Annotated in this window: 16 protein-coding genes and 2 pseudogenes; 13 read left to right on the top strand and 5 right to left on the bottom strand. The window is 57.4% G+C overall.

What is annotated here, in order from left to right:
• Nucleotides 1-46: 46 nt before the first annotated feature.
• Genes ACMGF5_RS21835 through ACMGF5_RS21825 form a run of 3 tightly spaced genes read left to right on the top strand, consistent with a single transcriptional unit; the run spans nucleotide 47 to nucleotide 1,810 of the window.
• Entirely contained in the window at nucleotides 47-799 is a 753-nt protein-coding gene (locus tag ACMGF5_RS21835; RefSeq protein ID WP_119689028.1) for an SDR family oxidoreductase, read from the top strand.
• 42 nt (nucleotides 800-841) lie between these two features.
• A complete protein-coding gene (gene grxB, locus ACMGF5_RS21830) occupies nucleotides 842-1,474 on the top strand; it encodes a glutaredoxin 2 (RefSeq protein ID WP_119689027.1) in 633 nt (210 codons plus the stop codon).
• Nucleotides 1,475-1,513: 39 nt separating this feature from the next.
• Nucleotides 1,514-1,810, top strand: coding sequence for a winged helix-turn-helix domain-containing protein (locus ACMGF5_RS21825; protein ID WP_115274898.1), 297 nt, complete (start codon nucleotides 1,514-1,516; stop codon nucleotides 1,808-1,810).
• 325 nt (nucleotides 1,811-2,135) lie between these two features.
• Here ACMGF5_RS21825 and ccrA read toward each other — a convergent pair whose 3' ends face one another.
• A complete protein-coding gene (gene ccrA, locus ACMGF5_RS21820) occupies nucleotides 2,136-3,353 on the bottom strand; it encodes a crotonyl-CoA carboxylase/reductase (RefSeq protein WP_119689025.1) in 1,218 nt (405 codons plus the stop codon).
• 293 nt (nucleotides 3,354-3,646) lie between these two features.
• Here ccrA and ACMGF5_RS21815 point away from each other — a divergent pair.
• Nucleotides 3,647-3,763, top strand: a pseudogene (locus ACMGF5_RS21815) (IS5/IS1182 family transposase); the annotation flags it as partial.
• Nucleotides 3,764-4,008: 245 nt separating this feature from the next.
• On the opposite strand, the gene ACMGF5_RS21810 reads toward ACMGF5_RS21815, so the two are convergent.
• Nucleotides 4,009-4,242, bottom strand: coding sequence for a PLDc N-terminal domain-containing protein (locus ACMGF5_RS21810; protein ID WP_119689024.1), 234 nt, complete (start codon nucleotides 4,240-4,242; stop codon nucleotides 4,009-4,011).
• A gap of 190 nt (nucleotides 4,243-4,432) precedes the next feature.
• Between ACMGF5_RS21810 and ACMGF5_RS21805 the strand changes: the two genes are divergently transcribed.
• The 5 genes from ACMGF5_RS21805 to ACMGF5_RS21785 all read left to right on the top strand — a co-directional run bounded on the left by ACMGF5_RS21805 (nucleotide 4,433) and on the right by ACMGF5_RS21785 (nucleotide 7,248).
• Nucleotides 4,433-4,936, top strand: a complete 504-nt coding sequence (locus ACMGF5_RS21805; RefSeq protein WP_046786311.1) for a CinA family protein — start codon at nucleotides 4,433-4,435, stop codon at nucleotides 4,934-4,936.
• A gap of 10 nt (nucleotides 4,937-4,946) precedes the next feature.
• Nucleotides 4,947-5,453 (top strand): hypothetical protein, encoded by a 507-nt coding sequence (locus ACMGF5_RS21800; protein WP_119689159.1) that lies wholly within the window; start codon nucleotides 4,947-4,949, stop codon nucleotides 5,451-5,453.
• Between the two features lie 8 nt (nucleotides 5,454-5,461).
• Nucleotides 5,462-5,905 carry a YetF domain-containing protein gene (locus ACMGF5_RS21795; RefSeq protein WP_119689023.1) on the top strand — a complete coding sequence of 148 codons (444 nt, stop codon included), beginning with the start codon at nucleotides 5,462-5,464 and terminating at the stop codon, nucleotides 5,903-5,905.
• Nucleotides 5,906-6,275: 370 nt separating this feature from the next.
• A complete protein-coding gene (locus ACMGF5_RS21790) occupies nucleotides 6,276-6,419 on the top strand; it encodes a hypothetical protein (protein ID WP_182445297.1) in 144 nt (47 codons plus the stop codon).
• Nucleotides 6,420-6,444: 25 nt separating this feature from the next.
• Nucleotides 6,445-7,248, top strand: coding sequence for an OBAP family protein (locus tag ACMGF5_RS21785; protein ID WP_414157203.1), 804 nt, complete (start codon nucleotides 6,445-6,447; stop codon nucleotides 7,246-7,248).
• Between the two features lie 6 nt (nucleotides 7,249-7,254).
• Here ACMGF5_RS21785 and ACMGF5_RS21780 read toward each other — a convergent pair whose 3' ends face one another.
• Together ACMGF5_RS21780 and ACMGF5_RS21775 are read right to left on the bottom strand one after the other, a co-directional pair.
• Nucleotides 7,255-7,641 (bottom strand): NUDIX domain-containing protein, encoded by a 387-nt coding sequence (locus tag ACMGF5_RS21780; RefSeq protein ID WP_414157202.1) that lies wholly within the window; start codon nucleotides 7,639-7,641, stop codon nucleotides 7,255-7,257.
• 247 nt (nucleotides 7,642-7,888) lie between these two features.
• A pseudogene (locus ACMGF5_RS21775) lies at nucleotides 7,889-8,194 on the bottom strand (hypothetical protein).
• Between the two features lie 282 nt (nucleotides 8,195-8,476).
• On the opposite strand from ACMGF5_RS21775, the gene ACMGF5_RS21770 reads away from it, so the two are divergent.
• The 4 genes from ACMGF5_RS21770 (at nucleotide 8,477) to ACMGF5_RS21755 (ending at nucleotide 11,551) form a co-directional block, all read left to right on the top strand.
• Nucleotides 8,477-9,169: a DUF421 domain-containing protein gene (locus tag ACMGF5_RS21770; RefSeq protein WP_115274904.1), complete on the top strand. Its 693-nt coding sequence runs from the start codon at nucleotides 8,477-8,479 to the stop codon at nucleotides 9,167-9,169.
• A gap of 103 nt (nucleotides 9,170-9,272) precedes the next feature.
• The gene (locus ACMGF5_RS21765; RefSeq protein ID WP_251962744.1) at nucleotides 9,273-10,601 is read left to right on the top strand and encodes an SDR family oxidoreductase; all 1,329 of its coding nucleotides are present in this window, start codon (nucleotides 9,273-9,275) and stop codon (nucleotides 10,599-10,601) included.
• A gap of 81 nt (nucleotides 10,602-10,682) precedes the next feature.
• Nucleotides 10,683-11,222: a type 1 glutamine amidotransferase domain-containing protein gene (locus tag ACMGF5_RS21760; RefSeq protein WP_414157201.1), complete on the top strand. Its 540-nt coding sequence runs from the start codon at nucleotides 10,683-10,685 to the stop codon at nucleotides 11,220-11,222.
• 56 nt (nucleotides 11,223-11,278) lie between these two features.
• Nucleotides 11,279-11,551, top strand: a complete 273-nt coding sequence (locus tag ACMGF5_RS21755) for a hypothetical protein (protein ID WP_174141335.1) — start codon at nucleotides 11,279-11,281, stop codon at nucleotides 11,549-11,551.
• Nucleotides 11,552-11,601: 50 nt separating this feature from the next.
• Here the strand turns inward: ACMGF5_RS21755 and ACMGF5_RS21750 are convergent, their stop codons facing one another.
• A complete protein-coding gene (locus tag ACMGF5_RS21750; RefSeq protein ID WP_414157200.1) occupies nucleotides 11,602-12,816 on the bottom strand; it encodes an MFS transporter in 1,215 nt (404 codons plus the stop codon).
• Nucleotides 12,817-12,845 lie beyond the last annotated feature (29 nt).

Here is a 12,845-nt window from a genome sequence, read left to right as displayed (position 1 = left end):
GCCTGTTCAGGCCCCGCTTCGCCAAAATCGTTAAAGGAGATTGAACATGGATTTAGGCTTGCAGGGTAAGCGGGTGCTGGTCAGCGGCGCCTCCCGGGGCATTGGCCGAGCTATCGTGAAGTTGTTTCTCGAGGAAGGCGCCCAAGTCGCATTCTGTGCTCGGGGGCAAACAGGCGTTCAGAGCGCGCAGCTCGAGTTTGGCGAGCGCGCTTGGGGCACTGCGGTGGATGTTACCCAGCCCGAGCATGTTCGGGCCTGGGTCAATGAAGCAGCGCAGCATATGGGCGGGCTGGATATCGTCGTGCCCAACGTCAGTGCTTTGGCTGGGGGTGATGACCTGGAGACCTGGCGGCGAGCCTTCGACACCGACCTGTTGGGCAGTGCAACGATGGTCAAAGCCGCCCTGCCCGCTCTTCGTCAATCACAAGCGGCAGCGGTCGTGCTCATCTCGAGCGTCTCGGGCCGCGAGGTCGATATGTTCGCAGAACCCTATGGCGTTCTGAAGGCAGCCTTGCTTCACTACGGCAAGACCCTCTCGGTGCGCCATGCCCATGAGGGCGTCCGCGTTAACTCCGTTTCTCCAGGCAATGTGTATTTCCCGGAAGGCGTGTGGGGAGATATCGAACGAGAACAACCCGATACCTTCGCCAAATGCCTGGCCGAAAACCCGATGGGGCGTATGGCTACTCCGGAAGAGGTCGCTAAAGCGGTGGTGTTCCTGGCCAGTCCCGCGGCAAGTTTCACAACCGGTACCAACCTTCTGGTCGATGGCGGCCTGACGCGCTCAGTGCAGTTCTGAGTGCCCGCCTCGGTATTGGCTCTAGGAGCGAGGATCGACGTGATGAAACTTTATATCTACGAACACTGCCCCTTCTGTACGCGCGCCCGCATGATCGTTGGGCTCAAGCGTCTTCCGGTAAGGCTTGAAGTCATCATGGAGGGTGATGCTGAGACACCTACCCGCCTGATCGGCAAGAAAGCCGTGCCGATCCTGCAGAAGGAGGATGGCAGTCACATCGGCGAGAGCCTGGACATTGTTCGGTATCTGGACGGCATCGGCCCAACCGCCCTGGTCGCACCACAAGATCGCGCACTCGACGCATGGGTCAAGGAAGCTTGGCCGACAGCGCTCAAACTTTTTATTCCGCGGTTCGTAAACGGGCAGTTTGCGGAGATCGCCACGCCAGCCGCGAGAGAGGCTTACCGCCGGCGGGAAGAGCAAGCCTTCGGTGACTTGGAGGTGCTACGGGAGCAAACGCCGAAACTGGCCGCTGAAATGCAACCCCTGCTTGATGCACTGGCGCCATTGGTAGCAGATAGAGCGACACTTGGAATCAACGACATTACCCTCTGGCCAGTGTTGCGATCGCTGTCCATCGTCCAACAGATAGCATTTCCGGCACAGGTACTCGGTTACATGCAGCGGCTGAGTGCGTCATGTAATGTTCCCCTGCTGTTCGGGCAAGAAGCGTGATTTGCCGATGGTCTGCCAATCTTTACGGCGCCAGCTAAGATGCTGACGGTGGACGTCAGCCGCCGTGTGGTGAGCTTCAATCAGCTTCACTTCCCCGTCAAAGCTACGCCCAGCCGGATTTTGACATTGCTCTTGCGCAACCAAGGGCATGTCGTGAGCAGACCGACGATTTACAGAGAAATCTGGGGGTACCAGTTCGATCCTGGTACCAAGATCATCGACGTGCAGATTTGTTATCTGAGAAAGCTGCTGAAGACATTGGACGCGCCGGTCGAGATCAAAACCTTTCGGGGCAAAGGCCTTTGCCTGCAGGTGACTGTAAGAAGAGCAGCGTGACAGTGGTGTTTGGCGTGCCGGATGAGGTTTTCAGTGATTTGATCGCCTCATCTTCAGCTGCCCTGTGAACCGAGCCGTTGTTTATCGGGCATCACATTGCGGGGACTTTTCTTTCACTTAAATTTCACAGGGCTCGAGCGAACCTAAAGCTACCCCTATGTGTGATAGACCTTGCCCGCCTAGCAGCGGGCTTTCTTTTGTCCGCAAAATAAAGAACCCATCGCGCGTGGTGCGTAAAAGTGCTTCATCTAATGGAGTGCGAACCATTCTCAATAGCTATAACATGTGGTCTGACGTGGACCTCTTCCCGCGCGACCCTGTTTTTTTAGTCACAATAGCGACTCCCAATTCGAATGACGAACGTACCAACCGACTCTCTATTATCCAATATTATTTGATGGGCGGCCGGCAACTCCTCAAAGTCAAAAGTCCGAGTCATGCAAGGGCTTATTGACTTCGACGTGATCAGCCTATTGAGCTCCACACATTGCTGGTGATTAGCAAAATGAGATCCCTGCAATCTTTTTTGCCGCATCCATTGATAACGTATATCAAAGGTTCCTTTATATCCGCTGGTGCCCGCGCAAATAACAACCATGCCACCCGGAGCACAGACAAATGTAGATGTAGGAAAGGTGTCTTCACCAGGGTGCTCAATCACAATGTTTGGATTTCTGCGCTCACCTACGAGTCGCCATATTTCTGCCTGAAAGCGTCGTGCTTCACTCAGCCATAATGCGTAGTTCTCTGAGTCTTCAATGTTATCGAGAGCGCCCCAGTGGGCAAATTCCTTGCGATTTATCGTGCCCTTCGCTCCGATACTCATACAATATTTTGCCTTGTGTTCACTGCTAACGACGACGATAGGTATTGCGCCGGCTGCCTTGACTAATTGAATAGCCATCGACCCCATACCACCGCTGCCCCCCCAGATCAGCACGACATCTCCAGCCTTGAGCGTATGAGGTTCAAAACCATAGAGCATGCGATAGGCTGTGGCACCGCAAAGCATATACGACGCAGCCTGTTCCCAACTTAGATGCTTCGGCTTAGGCAACACCGATTGACGCTTAACCCGCGTGTACTCGGCAAAGGCGCCAAAATTGATTTCATACCCCCAGATTTTGGCCGAAATATCCATAATCTGATCTGACACGGCATCCTCGTCCCACCAACCGCAGTGCAGTACTACTTCATCTCCGACAACCACATCATCGACCGCCGCGCCGACCGCTACCACAATGCCCGATGCATCAGAGCCAGCAATATGGAAACCATGGCTCTCTCCATTTTTTTCTTGAAGTGCGACAACATCTATTGGCCGACCTTGCGCCGCCCAAATACCAATATAATTTACGCCAGCAGCCATTACCTTGACCAGACATTCATCTGCCGCGAGCGACGGTACATGCACCGTTTCCAGCGCGAATGCACTTTGTGGTTGCCCATAACGCTCAGGTCTGATTGTTTGGGCTTTCATAGTGAGAGGTATGGGTTGACTCTGCTCGGTAGCACTCTGCCGATTTGTAAAGCGTACAGTCATTTTTAGAACTCCTTTTCAGTTTTAAGCTGGAACAGCATTCCTCACAGCCGATCGTAAAACGCCTCTGGATTCGATGATCTCCGTACATACCCATTAAACACAATGGCCAAGCCATTTCTGGTCAGAAACTGCTGTAGATTCATGATAGACCATGCCGTACCAACTGGGGGTTCTCGCGACGTACTCAATCAAATTGTGATAAGCGTATGTCCTTCCGTGAAACTCCGGTTAAACTCCGAATGCGTTGCAATACGCCTGTTCGCCTGATCTGCCCCTCATGCAGTTTTTAAATAGTGCGCTTCCGAGGCTTGGCGAACAACACTGCCCAGATGGTGACACTGTTCGCCCTGTCGAACCGGTGGCTGGCGCGACGACATTTGCTCTCCAGCGCAGGAGAGGTGCGCCCTTAGTGAGACAAATGGCTGCTGTGAGGCGCTCGCAGCAGCCTAAAAGCATGAAACATGAAGCAGACTTGATCAATTGTGAACGACTGCCGTTACTCGAAAGCGCCGATGCCTCAATAGCCGAAAAATAGCGGTCTACTTCAGACCATCCTTAAGTGACACGATAGCCGTCTTGAGTATCTCTCAAATTCTGCAGGTTTTACCCAGCGAGTATTGAAATGCGAGTGCAAGTCATTAGTCGAAAATCCAGACTATCCCTTGCTATGTTCAGGTGACGATGGCCCCGTACCGCGCTTGATGCCCCGGGGCCCAAAAACACCCCAGATAGCCAGGCCGATAACTGGCAGCGCCAGCAGCAGCAACGCCCACATTGCCTTCGTCACATCGGGCTTGTCGCTACGAAACACGCTGACGATCGCCCATAGATCAACCAGCAGGATGATCGCCGCCACCGCAATCCAGAAATATGTCACAGGCTCGGTCATGATCGCCTCTCCTCTGCTTGGGGAACAGGCCGCACCGTCTTCGCGTACATCACGGCCCTTACTCAAAAGAAGCCATCGCGCGTGGCAAAGTTCAGGCGATGTTGTGCGGTCGGGATAAGCGGAGGCCATCGGCAATGAACCAACATCGCATCCAGCACGTCCACCGAAAAACAGCAACGAGAGCTGCGCAATGGCTACCGCTCCCCTGTCCGAAACGCTTGAATACCTCAAGTCGCACAAATTGCTGCTGACTACCGCCGAATCCTGTACGGCTGGCACGATGATCGCCCTGCTGGCCACGTTACCGGGGACCGGAGAGGTGCTGGAAAGCGGCTATGTAGTCTACTCACCCAGTGCCAAGCAGCGCCTGCTCGGCGTGAGCCCGAAAACCATCGAGCGCTACGGATTGACCAGCGAAGCGGTCGCTCGGGAAATGGCCTTGGGCGCGCTCGGGCACAGCGACGCGACCGTTGCTATCGCCACCACCGGCATCAGCGGGCCGGAACCTCATGACGGTATCGCGCCTGGCACCCTTTGTTTCGCCTGGGCATTTGCGGGTGAGCCATTGGCGGTGTTCACCCGCAGCCAACGGTTTTTTGGTGAGCGCGCCGATGTCATGCGTGAGGGGGCGCTCTACGGGTTGACGCGTCTGGCGCATTATCACCAGCGCTGGCTTCGCGGTGAGCGCGCGTGAGGGCACCACCATGAACGACGATGAGCGCGTTTCCAGGCGTCATCCCGTCGAGGAAGACATGCCTATGCAGCAACGCGTGTGGCGCTTCGAACGGGTCGGCTGGTATGCGCTGGTGTTGATCGTGCTGATGGCGCTTGCGGGGCTGTTCGGCAATGGCCCGCTCAGTGATGCCCAACTCGTGAGTACAGATGGGCGAGTGGCAGTGGCGTATCAGCGGCTCAGCCGCAGCGGTACATCTGAAAACGTGCGCATCACTGTTCGCGGGATTGCCGGGCAGCCGGTGATGATACTGCTCGGGGGCGACTTGCTGCGCGAAGCGAGTATCGAAATGCTGCAACCACAACCGCAGAAGTCGTTCTCTCACGGCGAGTCGCTGTTGCTGCAGTTGGGCACCAGCAAGGATGGAGTGGCCACGCTCTACCTCACCTTGCGCAGCGAACACGTCGGCCCCCTAGAAGGGATCGTCAGCGCCGGCCCGCAAAGCGCAGTGCATTTCTCCACCTTCGTTTATCCGTAGGAGCGACCATGGACTCCATTCTTCGCGCGGCAGGCATGTACCTCGCTCTGATGTTGCTGTTTCGCGTGGCTGGCCGGCGTTCACTTGCGGACTTGACCACTTTTGACTTCGTGTTGCTGCTGATAATTGGCGAGGCGACTCAGCAGGCTTTGCTGGGCGATGACTTCTCCTTCACCAACGCCATGCTGGTCATCGCCACCTTGATCGCGCTGGATGTCGGCTTGTCGCTGGCCAAGCTAAATTCCAAACGGCTGGCGCGCCTGCTAGACGGGCACGCTACGCTGGTGGTTGAACAAGGACGCTTTCTTCATCACCGCATGCGCAAAGCGCGGCTGACAGAAGACGACGTACTTGAGTCTGCTCGCGACAGCCAAGGCATAGAAACTGTCGCCAAGATCAAATTTGCCATCGTCGAACGCAACGGCAAGATTTCGATAATCCCTCAAGACTGACCGGGCCGCAGCAGATACTCCAGCAGGCTTCTGGCGCACCCGCTGATGCCTGCGCCTACTGCGGGAAGCCGGTTCGGTTCAAGGCTGTTGGTAATGGCCCGACGATGTGCCGGGCTCCTGGTCATGCTCCAGGCGCTCTACCTGCACATCAGAGATTGATTGCGTCCATTCAGTCACCGGATGCCAGGGAGTTTTACGATTGACTGAACTGACACCGGAATGATCGCTAAAAGTGACAACCGGTGGTCTGCGCTCCGCTCATGCTACGGCCTGCGGGTCGGTAGCTCTGGATCGCCGGCAATTTCAAATGGAACAGCTCTGGGGGACCGCTGCCTAATCAGAGGTAACCCCACCGCACTGGAGCCATGACATGTCAGATTCCGATCAAAACGACCCGTATGTCGACGAAGTCCCTCAGACCCCGGGTGAGCCAGCTCCCGAGCCCGGCCCTGACGAAGATGCGCCTGACTGGCCTGAAGGTCAGGTACCACCTGAAGAACAGTCTGATGGCTGATCACCTGTCCCCTGGGAAATGTTCCATGCGCGCACTCAGAGTCTTTTACGCTGTGTTACCGGTTGCTTGCGGCCTTGGTTTATGTTGCTGCAGCGCTGCCACTACCAAATCCCCCGTAGAGGCACCTGGTAGGCCTACAACGACGGGCACTCAATTGCTTGAAACAGGCGCTGCGGTGCTTCAGGCCAAGCCCCCGATAGATGCGCTCAACGCCTACCTCAACGGGTTTCATTTTTATAACGGTCAGCCAGACGCCCAAATGGAGGCTCATCACTACTGCGCGATTCTCAACGAAGACGTCATTCAATGTGTGATTTACGACGGCAATACCCAGACAGCCAAGATCATGGGCGTCGAATACATCATTGACGCCAGCCTGTTCGCCAAACTGCCTGCCGCTGAAAAGCCCATGTGGCACAGCCATGGCTATGAGGTCTCCTCCGGCCAGTTGAGCGCACCGGCGATACCCGCGAGCGCCGAGCATGCCTTGATGAAACGCTTGGCCCACACCTATGGCAAGACGTGGCATACCTGGCACACCGATCAGGGCAAGCGACTGCCCCTTGGTGTGCCGCAGTTGATGATGGGTTTCACTGCAGATGGCCAAGCCGACCCCGCCATGGTTCGCCAACGCAATCAGCGATTGCAGCTGGATATGCGCAAAAGCAAGGCCCTACGCGCCGACATCCCCATTCCTCCAGCCGATCCCGCAGCGGATGGCTGGCAGCATGGCAATATCATCCAGATCACCGACCCGACCGGCCAACACGATCATGCCCCGGCTGCCCTTCCGACAGCCAACGATTCGAACAGTCGTTCAAGCCCATGAATCGGGTCAGGCGATCAAGGCCGGAAGCTGGCGTGCCAGCAGTTCGGCAGCTGAAGGCTTGAGGCGGGACGGTGCCAACTTGTCGCGCGGCACCCACTTGCACGCCACGATTTCGTTTCCCGGCACAGGGTGGTCTTGTTCATCGATCTGCAATGTGAAGATGTGATGGACAATACGACCTGCACGGACAGTGCACAGTGCTACCAGACGCCGGCGGTGAATACCTGTTTCCTCCTGGAGTTCGCGAATGGCCGCATTGTGGGGAAGCTCGTGCGGTTTGACGCCGCCCCCCGGGAAATTCCATTTGCGCGATTTGCGGCGCACCAGCAATAGCCTGCCGCTGCGAAAGCAAAGCACTGTAGCTCTTGCTCGAAGCTCGCCTTGTTTAGGCATGGTCACCTCCTTTACCCATTCTTGAGTAACGGTGGACTACCTGAATATTCGGCAAGTTCAAGCCATGGCATGTCGGCCTCGCCAACACGCCTGGTGCAAGAGACTCCGGCCCGTAGGCGCCGATCAGAATCCGTCGAGGACAAACTCTGTCCGTCTCAGGGCCGGTACTACAGTCAGACCTGAAAAAATGAAATCGCGCGTCAGCAATTGAATCGACAATCCCGCGCGTGGATTGGCAGCAGGTAGTTCATCGTCCACTCGCCGAAGCTGACTCAGGTTTGAGGAGCGATGGTTCGCAAGCAAATTTGCGGGCACGTCCCACACCCCAGGCCAATGCCCGGGTCATCGACTCTCCAGGCCGAGAGTCGAAAGCTTCTTCGTGCAGCGCGGCCCCAGAGGGTGCGTAGACGCCTATGAACATCTGCGTGTTTCCGGTGCGGGATAACCGGACTTGCACGTCGATGTGAGTTCCATCGTCAAGAATTTCGTCATGGCTGCGATTGTGAAGACTAGGGTCTGCCCAGTCCCACTACACATGTCCTCGAGTTCTCATAAAGCCTCCCTCGGTATTCGGCCTGTCCTTCTTACTAGATACTTAAAATAGCGAACCTGTTCAGGCAGACAATCGAAAGTCCGTGAATTGAGAACTGAATCTGACTATCGGCAGAAAAACTATACAATCTCAATACTTTGTATAGTTTTCCCAAAGTTCTACAGTTCTTCGCTGGAACCCCGGTGGGGATCTTGATCCTCATTGAAGTGTCTCAGGTAGGGATGGGTGATGATGCCCTTACCGTAAACCTTTGACCCACCAGCCTGCAGGAAAGGAACTCGAATGGTACCGTTCGACCTTCAACGGATGCTCCTCGGCGAGCTGCCTCTCGCCTTTCTTCTCGAAGTCGCCTTCAGGGTCTTGGCGGCTTTTACGGCCGTATTCTTCTTTCTCAAATTCAGTGGCCGACGCGGGATCAAACAGCTCTCCCGCTTCGAGCTGGTCGTCATTCTGACCCTTGGCTCCGCTGCCGGCGATGTGACCTTCTACGAGGATGTTCCCCTGCTCCCGGTGGGACTGGTGTTCCTGACGCTCCTGCTGCTGTATCGGGGTATCGTCTTCCTCATGAAACGAAGCAAGGCTTGCGAAGCCTTGATTGATGGATTGCCAATAACAGTAGTGAAGGACGGCATGTACGAAATCCACTCGCTGCGCAATATGAACATTTCGTCGAACGAGCTCTTCATGGAGCTACGCCAGCGAGGTGTCGAGCACTTGGGCCAGGTACGTTTAGGTCTGCTGGAAACCGACGGAGAACTCAGCGTGTATTTCTATGGGCCGGAGGACACCAGGGCCGGCCTGTCAGTACTTCCATTCGAGCATCGGCCGGAATACACAACACCGCCCCAGGCTGGCCTCTATTGTTGTGTGGGCTGTGGCTTTCCTGCCTACCATCAGTCGCACGATTCGATCGCGTGTGAACGCTGCAGCCATGCTGTCTGGTCTCCAGCACTGCACACGCTGCGCAACCGTTAGCTGATACCGCCTGCCCTCTCCTCTGAACTTTGCTGCCTCTGCAGCATTCAGCTGCCTTAGTCACGCAACACATTGCAGGCATTCATGAGAAGGGGTTTCTACCATGATCGATCAAGCGACAGGCATGAAACCAGGCGAACGCTACTGCGTGGAGAACGTCGAGCGCGCTCATCAGTTCCCTGGCTTCTTTCAAGACGGCAAGTACTACCTTGGCCCCGAGCTGCTCACGGCAGTCGGCTGGCTTGAAGGGACGAAGTTCATCTATGACAGTCTGGATGCGCAAGGTGAACCGGTCTTCCCGGAGCGGGTGGCGGGCACCATTGAGGGCATGAAGCTGGTGCTGGTCGACGGCACTGCACTGCAGCTCTCGAAGATAGCAGCCAGTGATACCCTCCTACCTACGGCTGGCAACATCGAGCAAGCCTCACAACCTGACGAACCTGAAGCTCCAGCACCGGTAAAGGGCCCGTTGCGCGGCAAGGTCGTGGTCATCACTGGCGCATCGAGTGGTATAGGCAGGGCTGCCGCGCATGCCTTCGCTTGCAAAGGCGCGCGGCTGGTGCTCGCCGCACGCGATGAGCAGGCGTTGTTCGACGTGCTGGACGAATGCACCGACTGTGGAACAGACGCCGTGGCAATCATTACCGACGTCACCCGTAGCGACCAGGTGCAAGCGCTGGCCACCCAGGCGGCCGAATTTGGCCATGGCCGGATCGATATCTGGGTCAACAACGCAGGCGTTGGCGCGGTGGGCAACTTCGAGCAAACGCCCCTGGAGGCACATGAACAGGTCATTCAGACCGACCTGATCGGTTACCTGCGCGGCGCCCACGTGGCCCTGCCCTATTTCAAGGCCCAACGCAGCGGCATCCTCATCAACACACTGTCACTGGGAAGCTGGGTTGCCCAGCCCTACGCGGCCGCCTATTCGGCGAGCAAGTTCGGCCTGCGCGGCCTGACCGAGGCGCTGCGCGGAGAACTGACGGAGTTCCCCGACATCCACGTCTGCGACATTTATCCAGCGGTCATGGACACCCCAGGCTTCAGGGATGGCGGCAATTACACTGGCCATGCGCTCACACCACCCGGGCCGATCTACGATGCGGAGCGGGTAGCCAAGGCCATGGTAGCCAGCGCTATCTCCCCACGCGCCAACACCACGGTGGGCGCTGCCGCTCGCCTTGCCCACTTGGCAAGCTACGTCGTCCCGCGCCTGGCGCTGGTTTCAGGGTGGCTCACACGCAAGGCCTTGAGCCGCAGCCCCAACGCAGAGATTTCTTCCGGCAACCTGTTCGAGCCACCGAGTGGCCGACGCAGCGTGGACGGTGGCTGGAAATCCAGCAAAGGCAACATGCCGTTGTGGGTCGTGGCGGCAGCCCTCGGGGTCATCGCCGGGCTGGCCGTCACCCGCTCGCAACGCAGGCGCCGTTAAGCGCACCACCGAGCAACGAGCAGGAACTTTGCTCGCCATTGCGGGCCCCTATTTAAGGTCTATCGGTAAAGGAGATGAATGATGAGTGCACAACTGAACGGTAAACGCGTGGCCTTTCTGGTCACCGACGGCTTCGAGCAGGTGGAACTGACCGGCCCTCGCGACGCATTGGAAAACAGCGGTGCGGTGGTCGACATCCTGGGGGAAAAGGAAGGTACGGTACGTGGCTGGAACCATGACAAGCCCGCCGACGAATTCGCCGTGGACGCGACTTTCGAGGGTGCCCATCTCGATCTTTACGATGCCCTGGTGCTGCCCGGCGGCGTTCAGAACTCAGACACGATTCGCTTGATTCCCGGCGCGCAAAAGCTGGTGAAAAGCCACGACGCAGCAGGCAGACCGCTGGCTGTCATCTGCCACGGTGCCTGGCTGCTGGTATCGAGCGGGTTGGCCAAAGGCAAGCGGATGACCAGCTACAAGACCTTGCAGGATGATATTCGCAACGCCGGCGGCACGTGGGTGGATGAACAGGTAGTGGTGGATGGCAACCTGATCAGCAGCCGCCAGCCGGACGATATCCCCGCCTTCAATGAACAGTTGATCAAAGCGTTGGCAGGCTGAGTTTCGCGTACCTGCGCAGAGTGTGAACAGCAGCGAAACGATTGGGATTGTGCCTGATGGAAGACTGGATCGATTTGTTGGAATGGCCTGCCATGGCTGTCACGGTATTGGCAGCCTGGTGTATAGGCTCGCGCCGTCCCGGCCGGCGTAAAGTGGGATTCTGCTGCTTCATCGCCAGTAACCTGCTGTGGTCGGCCTGGGGCTTGCACGCTCAAGCGTGGGCTTTGATCGTGCTGCAGCTCGTGCTGTGCCTCATGAACCTTAGGGGCTGGCGGAAGAACAAAATTGCGTCAAAGAGGACGCAAGGAGCCCACTCTCGGCCTGCTTGATCAGTTGACAGGGTTTACCCAATGCACATGCCGTCTGCCGGGGGATCGTCTCACTGGCTTGTGCCATGGGGTGTACGGCTTGTACCAGGCAACGCTCGATTAGTAACAACGCTTAGCGCGGTTGCCGCCAGCAAAAATACACCGCTGGCCAGGAAAGTGGCTTGATGGCCGAATCCGTCGTACAGCACCCCGCCCGCAGTTGCGCCCGCCGTGATGGCCAACTGAATCACGGCGACCATCAAGCCACCTCCGGCCTCTGCCTGGTGCGGCAATGCCTTGGCCAACCAGGTGAACCAGCCCACGGGAGCACAGGTGGAGACCAGTCCCCAGATACCGAGCAAGACAGCGACTGGAACGACCCAGCTACCGACCGTGATCACGGCGAAAGCGATGGCAGTCATTATCAACGGTACTCCCAGAAGAACGCGGTTCAGGTGTCGACCAACGAGCGTGCCAACTACCATCGTACCGACCAGCCCTGCGGCGCCGATTATCAGCAGCAGAAGCGAGAGCCTGGGCACGTCCACATGCGTGACCGTTTCCAGGAAGGGCCGCAGATAGGTGAACAGTGTGAACTGCCCCATGAACAGGAATGCAACTGCCGCCATGCCGAGGGCGACCCTGGAGTCTGCCAGCAAACGCAGGGATCCGGTTGCTGACGCCGCGTTGCGCTCGCTTGGCATCGCTGGCAGCGTGAAGGCTTGCCACATCAACGCCAAGGCGGCCAACGGCAGAACGCAAAAGAACGCCCCTCTCCAGCCAATCATGCCGCCCAGGTAGCTTCCGACCGGCGCCGCGATTGCCGTAGCCAACGCGGTACCGCCCTGCATCAGGGCAATAGCCTTGGGAACGAGCGGTTCGGGGGCGATGCGCATCATCACCGCGGTGGACATCGACCAGTAGCCACCGATGGCGACTCCTAGCACGGCGCGCCCCACCATCAATGTCAGGTAGTTCGGGGCGAATGCCACCATCCCCCCGGAAATCAGCATCAGCGCGGTCGTGGCCAACAGGACAGGCTTACGGTCGATCCCCTGGGTCATGGACGCCAGCATCAGGCTAGTGACGACGGCAAAGAAACCCGAGATGGAAATGGCCTGCCCAGCCTGGCCTTCAGTCAGTGACAAATCGGACGCTATCGGAGTGAGCAAGCTCACTGGCAGGAACTCCGAAGCCACCAGGGCGAAGGCACAGAGCGACATCGCCAGGACAGCGCTCCAGACCTGACGGCTTGTATGTTGAAGGTGTATTGCAGGGCTGCTCATAACGGATCTCGGTTTAACAATTTCAAAGA

It is taken from the genome of Pseudomonas sp. BNK-15 (assembly GCF_047456105.1).
In the GTDB taxonomy this organism is placed as follows: Bacteria; Pseudomonadota; Gammaproteobacteria; order Pseudomonadales; family Pseudomonadaceae; genus Aquipseudomonas; species Aquipseudomonas putida_E.
Note: the sequence above shows the minus strand (reverse complement) of the source record. Positions and strands in the feature narration are given on the sequence as shown.

Bases quoted from the DNA above. Each gene is read 5' to 3' on its own strand.
- ACMGF5_RS21835 (WP_119689028.1), top strand. From the start codon at position 47: ATGGATTTAGGCTTGCAGGGTAAGCGGGTGCTGGTCAGCGGCGCCTCC.
- grxB (WP_119689027.1), top strand. From the start codon at position 842: ATGAAACTTTATATCTACGAACACTGCCCCTTCTGTACGCGCGCCCGC.
- ACMGF5_RS21825 (WP_115274898.1), top strand. From the start codon at position 1,514: ATGCTGACGGTGGACGTCAGCCGCCGTGTGGTGAGCTTCAATCAGCTT.
- ccrA (WP_119689025.1), bottom strand. From the start codon at position 3,353: ATGACTGTACGCTTTACAAATCGGCAGAGTGCTACCGAGCAGAGTCAA.
- ACMGF5_RS21810 (WP_119689024.1), bottom strand. From the start codon at position 4,242: ATGACCGAGCCTGTGACATATTTCTGGATTGCGGTGGCGGCGATCATC.
- ACMGF5_RS21805 (WP_046786311.1), top strand. From the start codon at position 4,433: ATGGCTACCGCTCCCCTGTCCGAAACGCTTGAATACCTCAAGTCGCAC.
- ACMGF5_RS21800 (WP_119689159.1), top strand. From the start codon at position 4,947: ATGAACGACGATGAGCGCGTTTCCAGGCGTCATCCCGTCGAGGAAGAC.
- ACMGF5_RS21795 (WP_119689023.1), top strand. From the start codon at position 5,462: ATGGACTCCATTCTTCGCGCGGCAGGCATGTACCTCGCTCTGATGTTG.
- ACMGF5_RS21790 (WP_182445297.1), top strand. From the start codon at position 6,276: ATGTCAGATTCCGATCAAAACGACCCGTATGTCGACGAAGTCCCTCAG.
- ACMGF5_RS21785 (WP_414157203.1), top strand. From the start codon at position 6,445: ATGCGCGCACTCAGAGTCTTTTACGCTGTGTTACCGGTTGCTTGCGGC.
- ACMGF5_RS21780 (WP_414157202.1), bottom strand. From the start codon at position 7,641: ATGCCTAAACAAGGCGAGCTTCGAGCAAGAGCTACAGTGCTTTGCTTT.
- ACMGF5_RS21770 (WP_115274904.1), top strand. From the start codon at position 8,477: ATGGTACCGTTCGACCTTCAACGGATGCTCCTCGGCGAGCTGCCTCTC.
- ACMGF5_RS21765 (WP_251962744.1), top strand. From the start codon at position 9,273: ATGATCGATCAAGCGACAGGCATGAAACCAGGCGAACGCTACTGCGTG.
- ACMGF5_RS21760 (WP_414157201.1), top strand. From the start codon at position 10,683: ATGAGTGCACAACTGAACGGTAAACGCGTGGCCTTTCTGGTCACCGAC.
- ACMGF5_RS21755 (WP_174141335.1), top strand. From the start codon at position 11,279: ATGGAAGACTGGATCGATTTGTTGGAATGGCCTGCCATGGCTGTCACG.
- ACMGF5_RS21750 (WP_414157200.1), bottom strand. From the start codon at position 12,816: ATGAGCAGCCCTGCAATACACCTTCAACATACAAGCCGTCAGGTCTGG.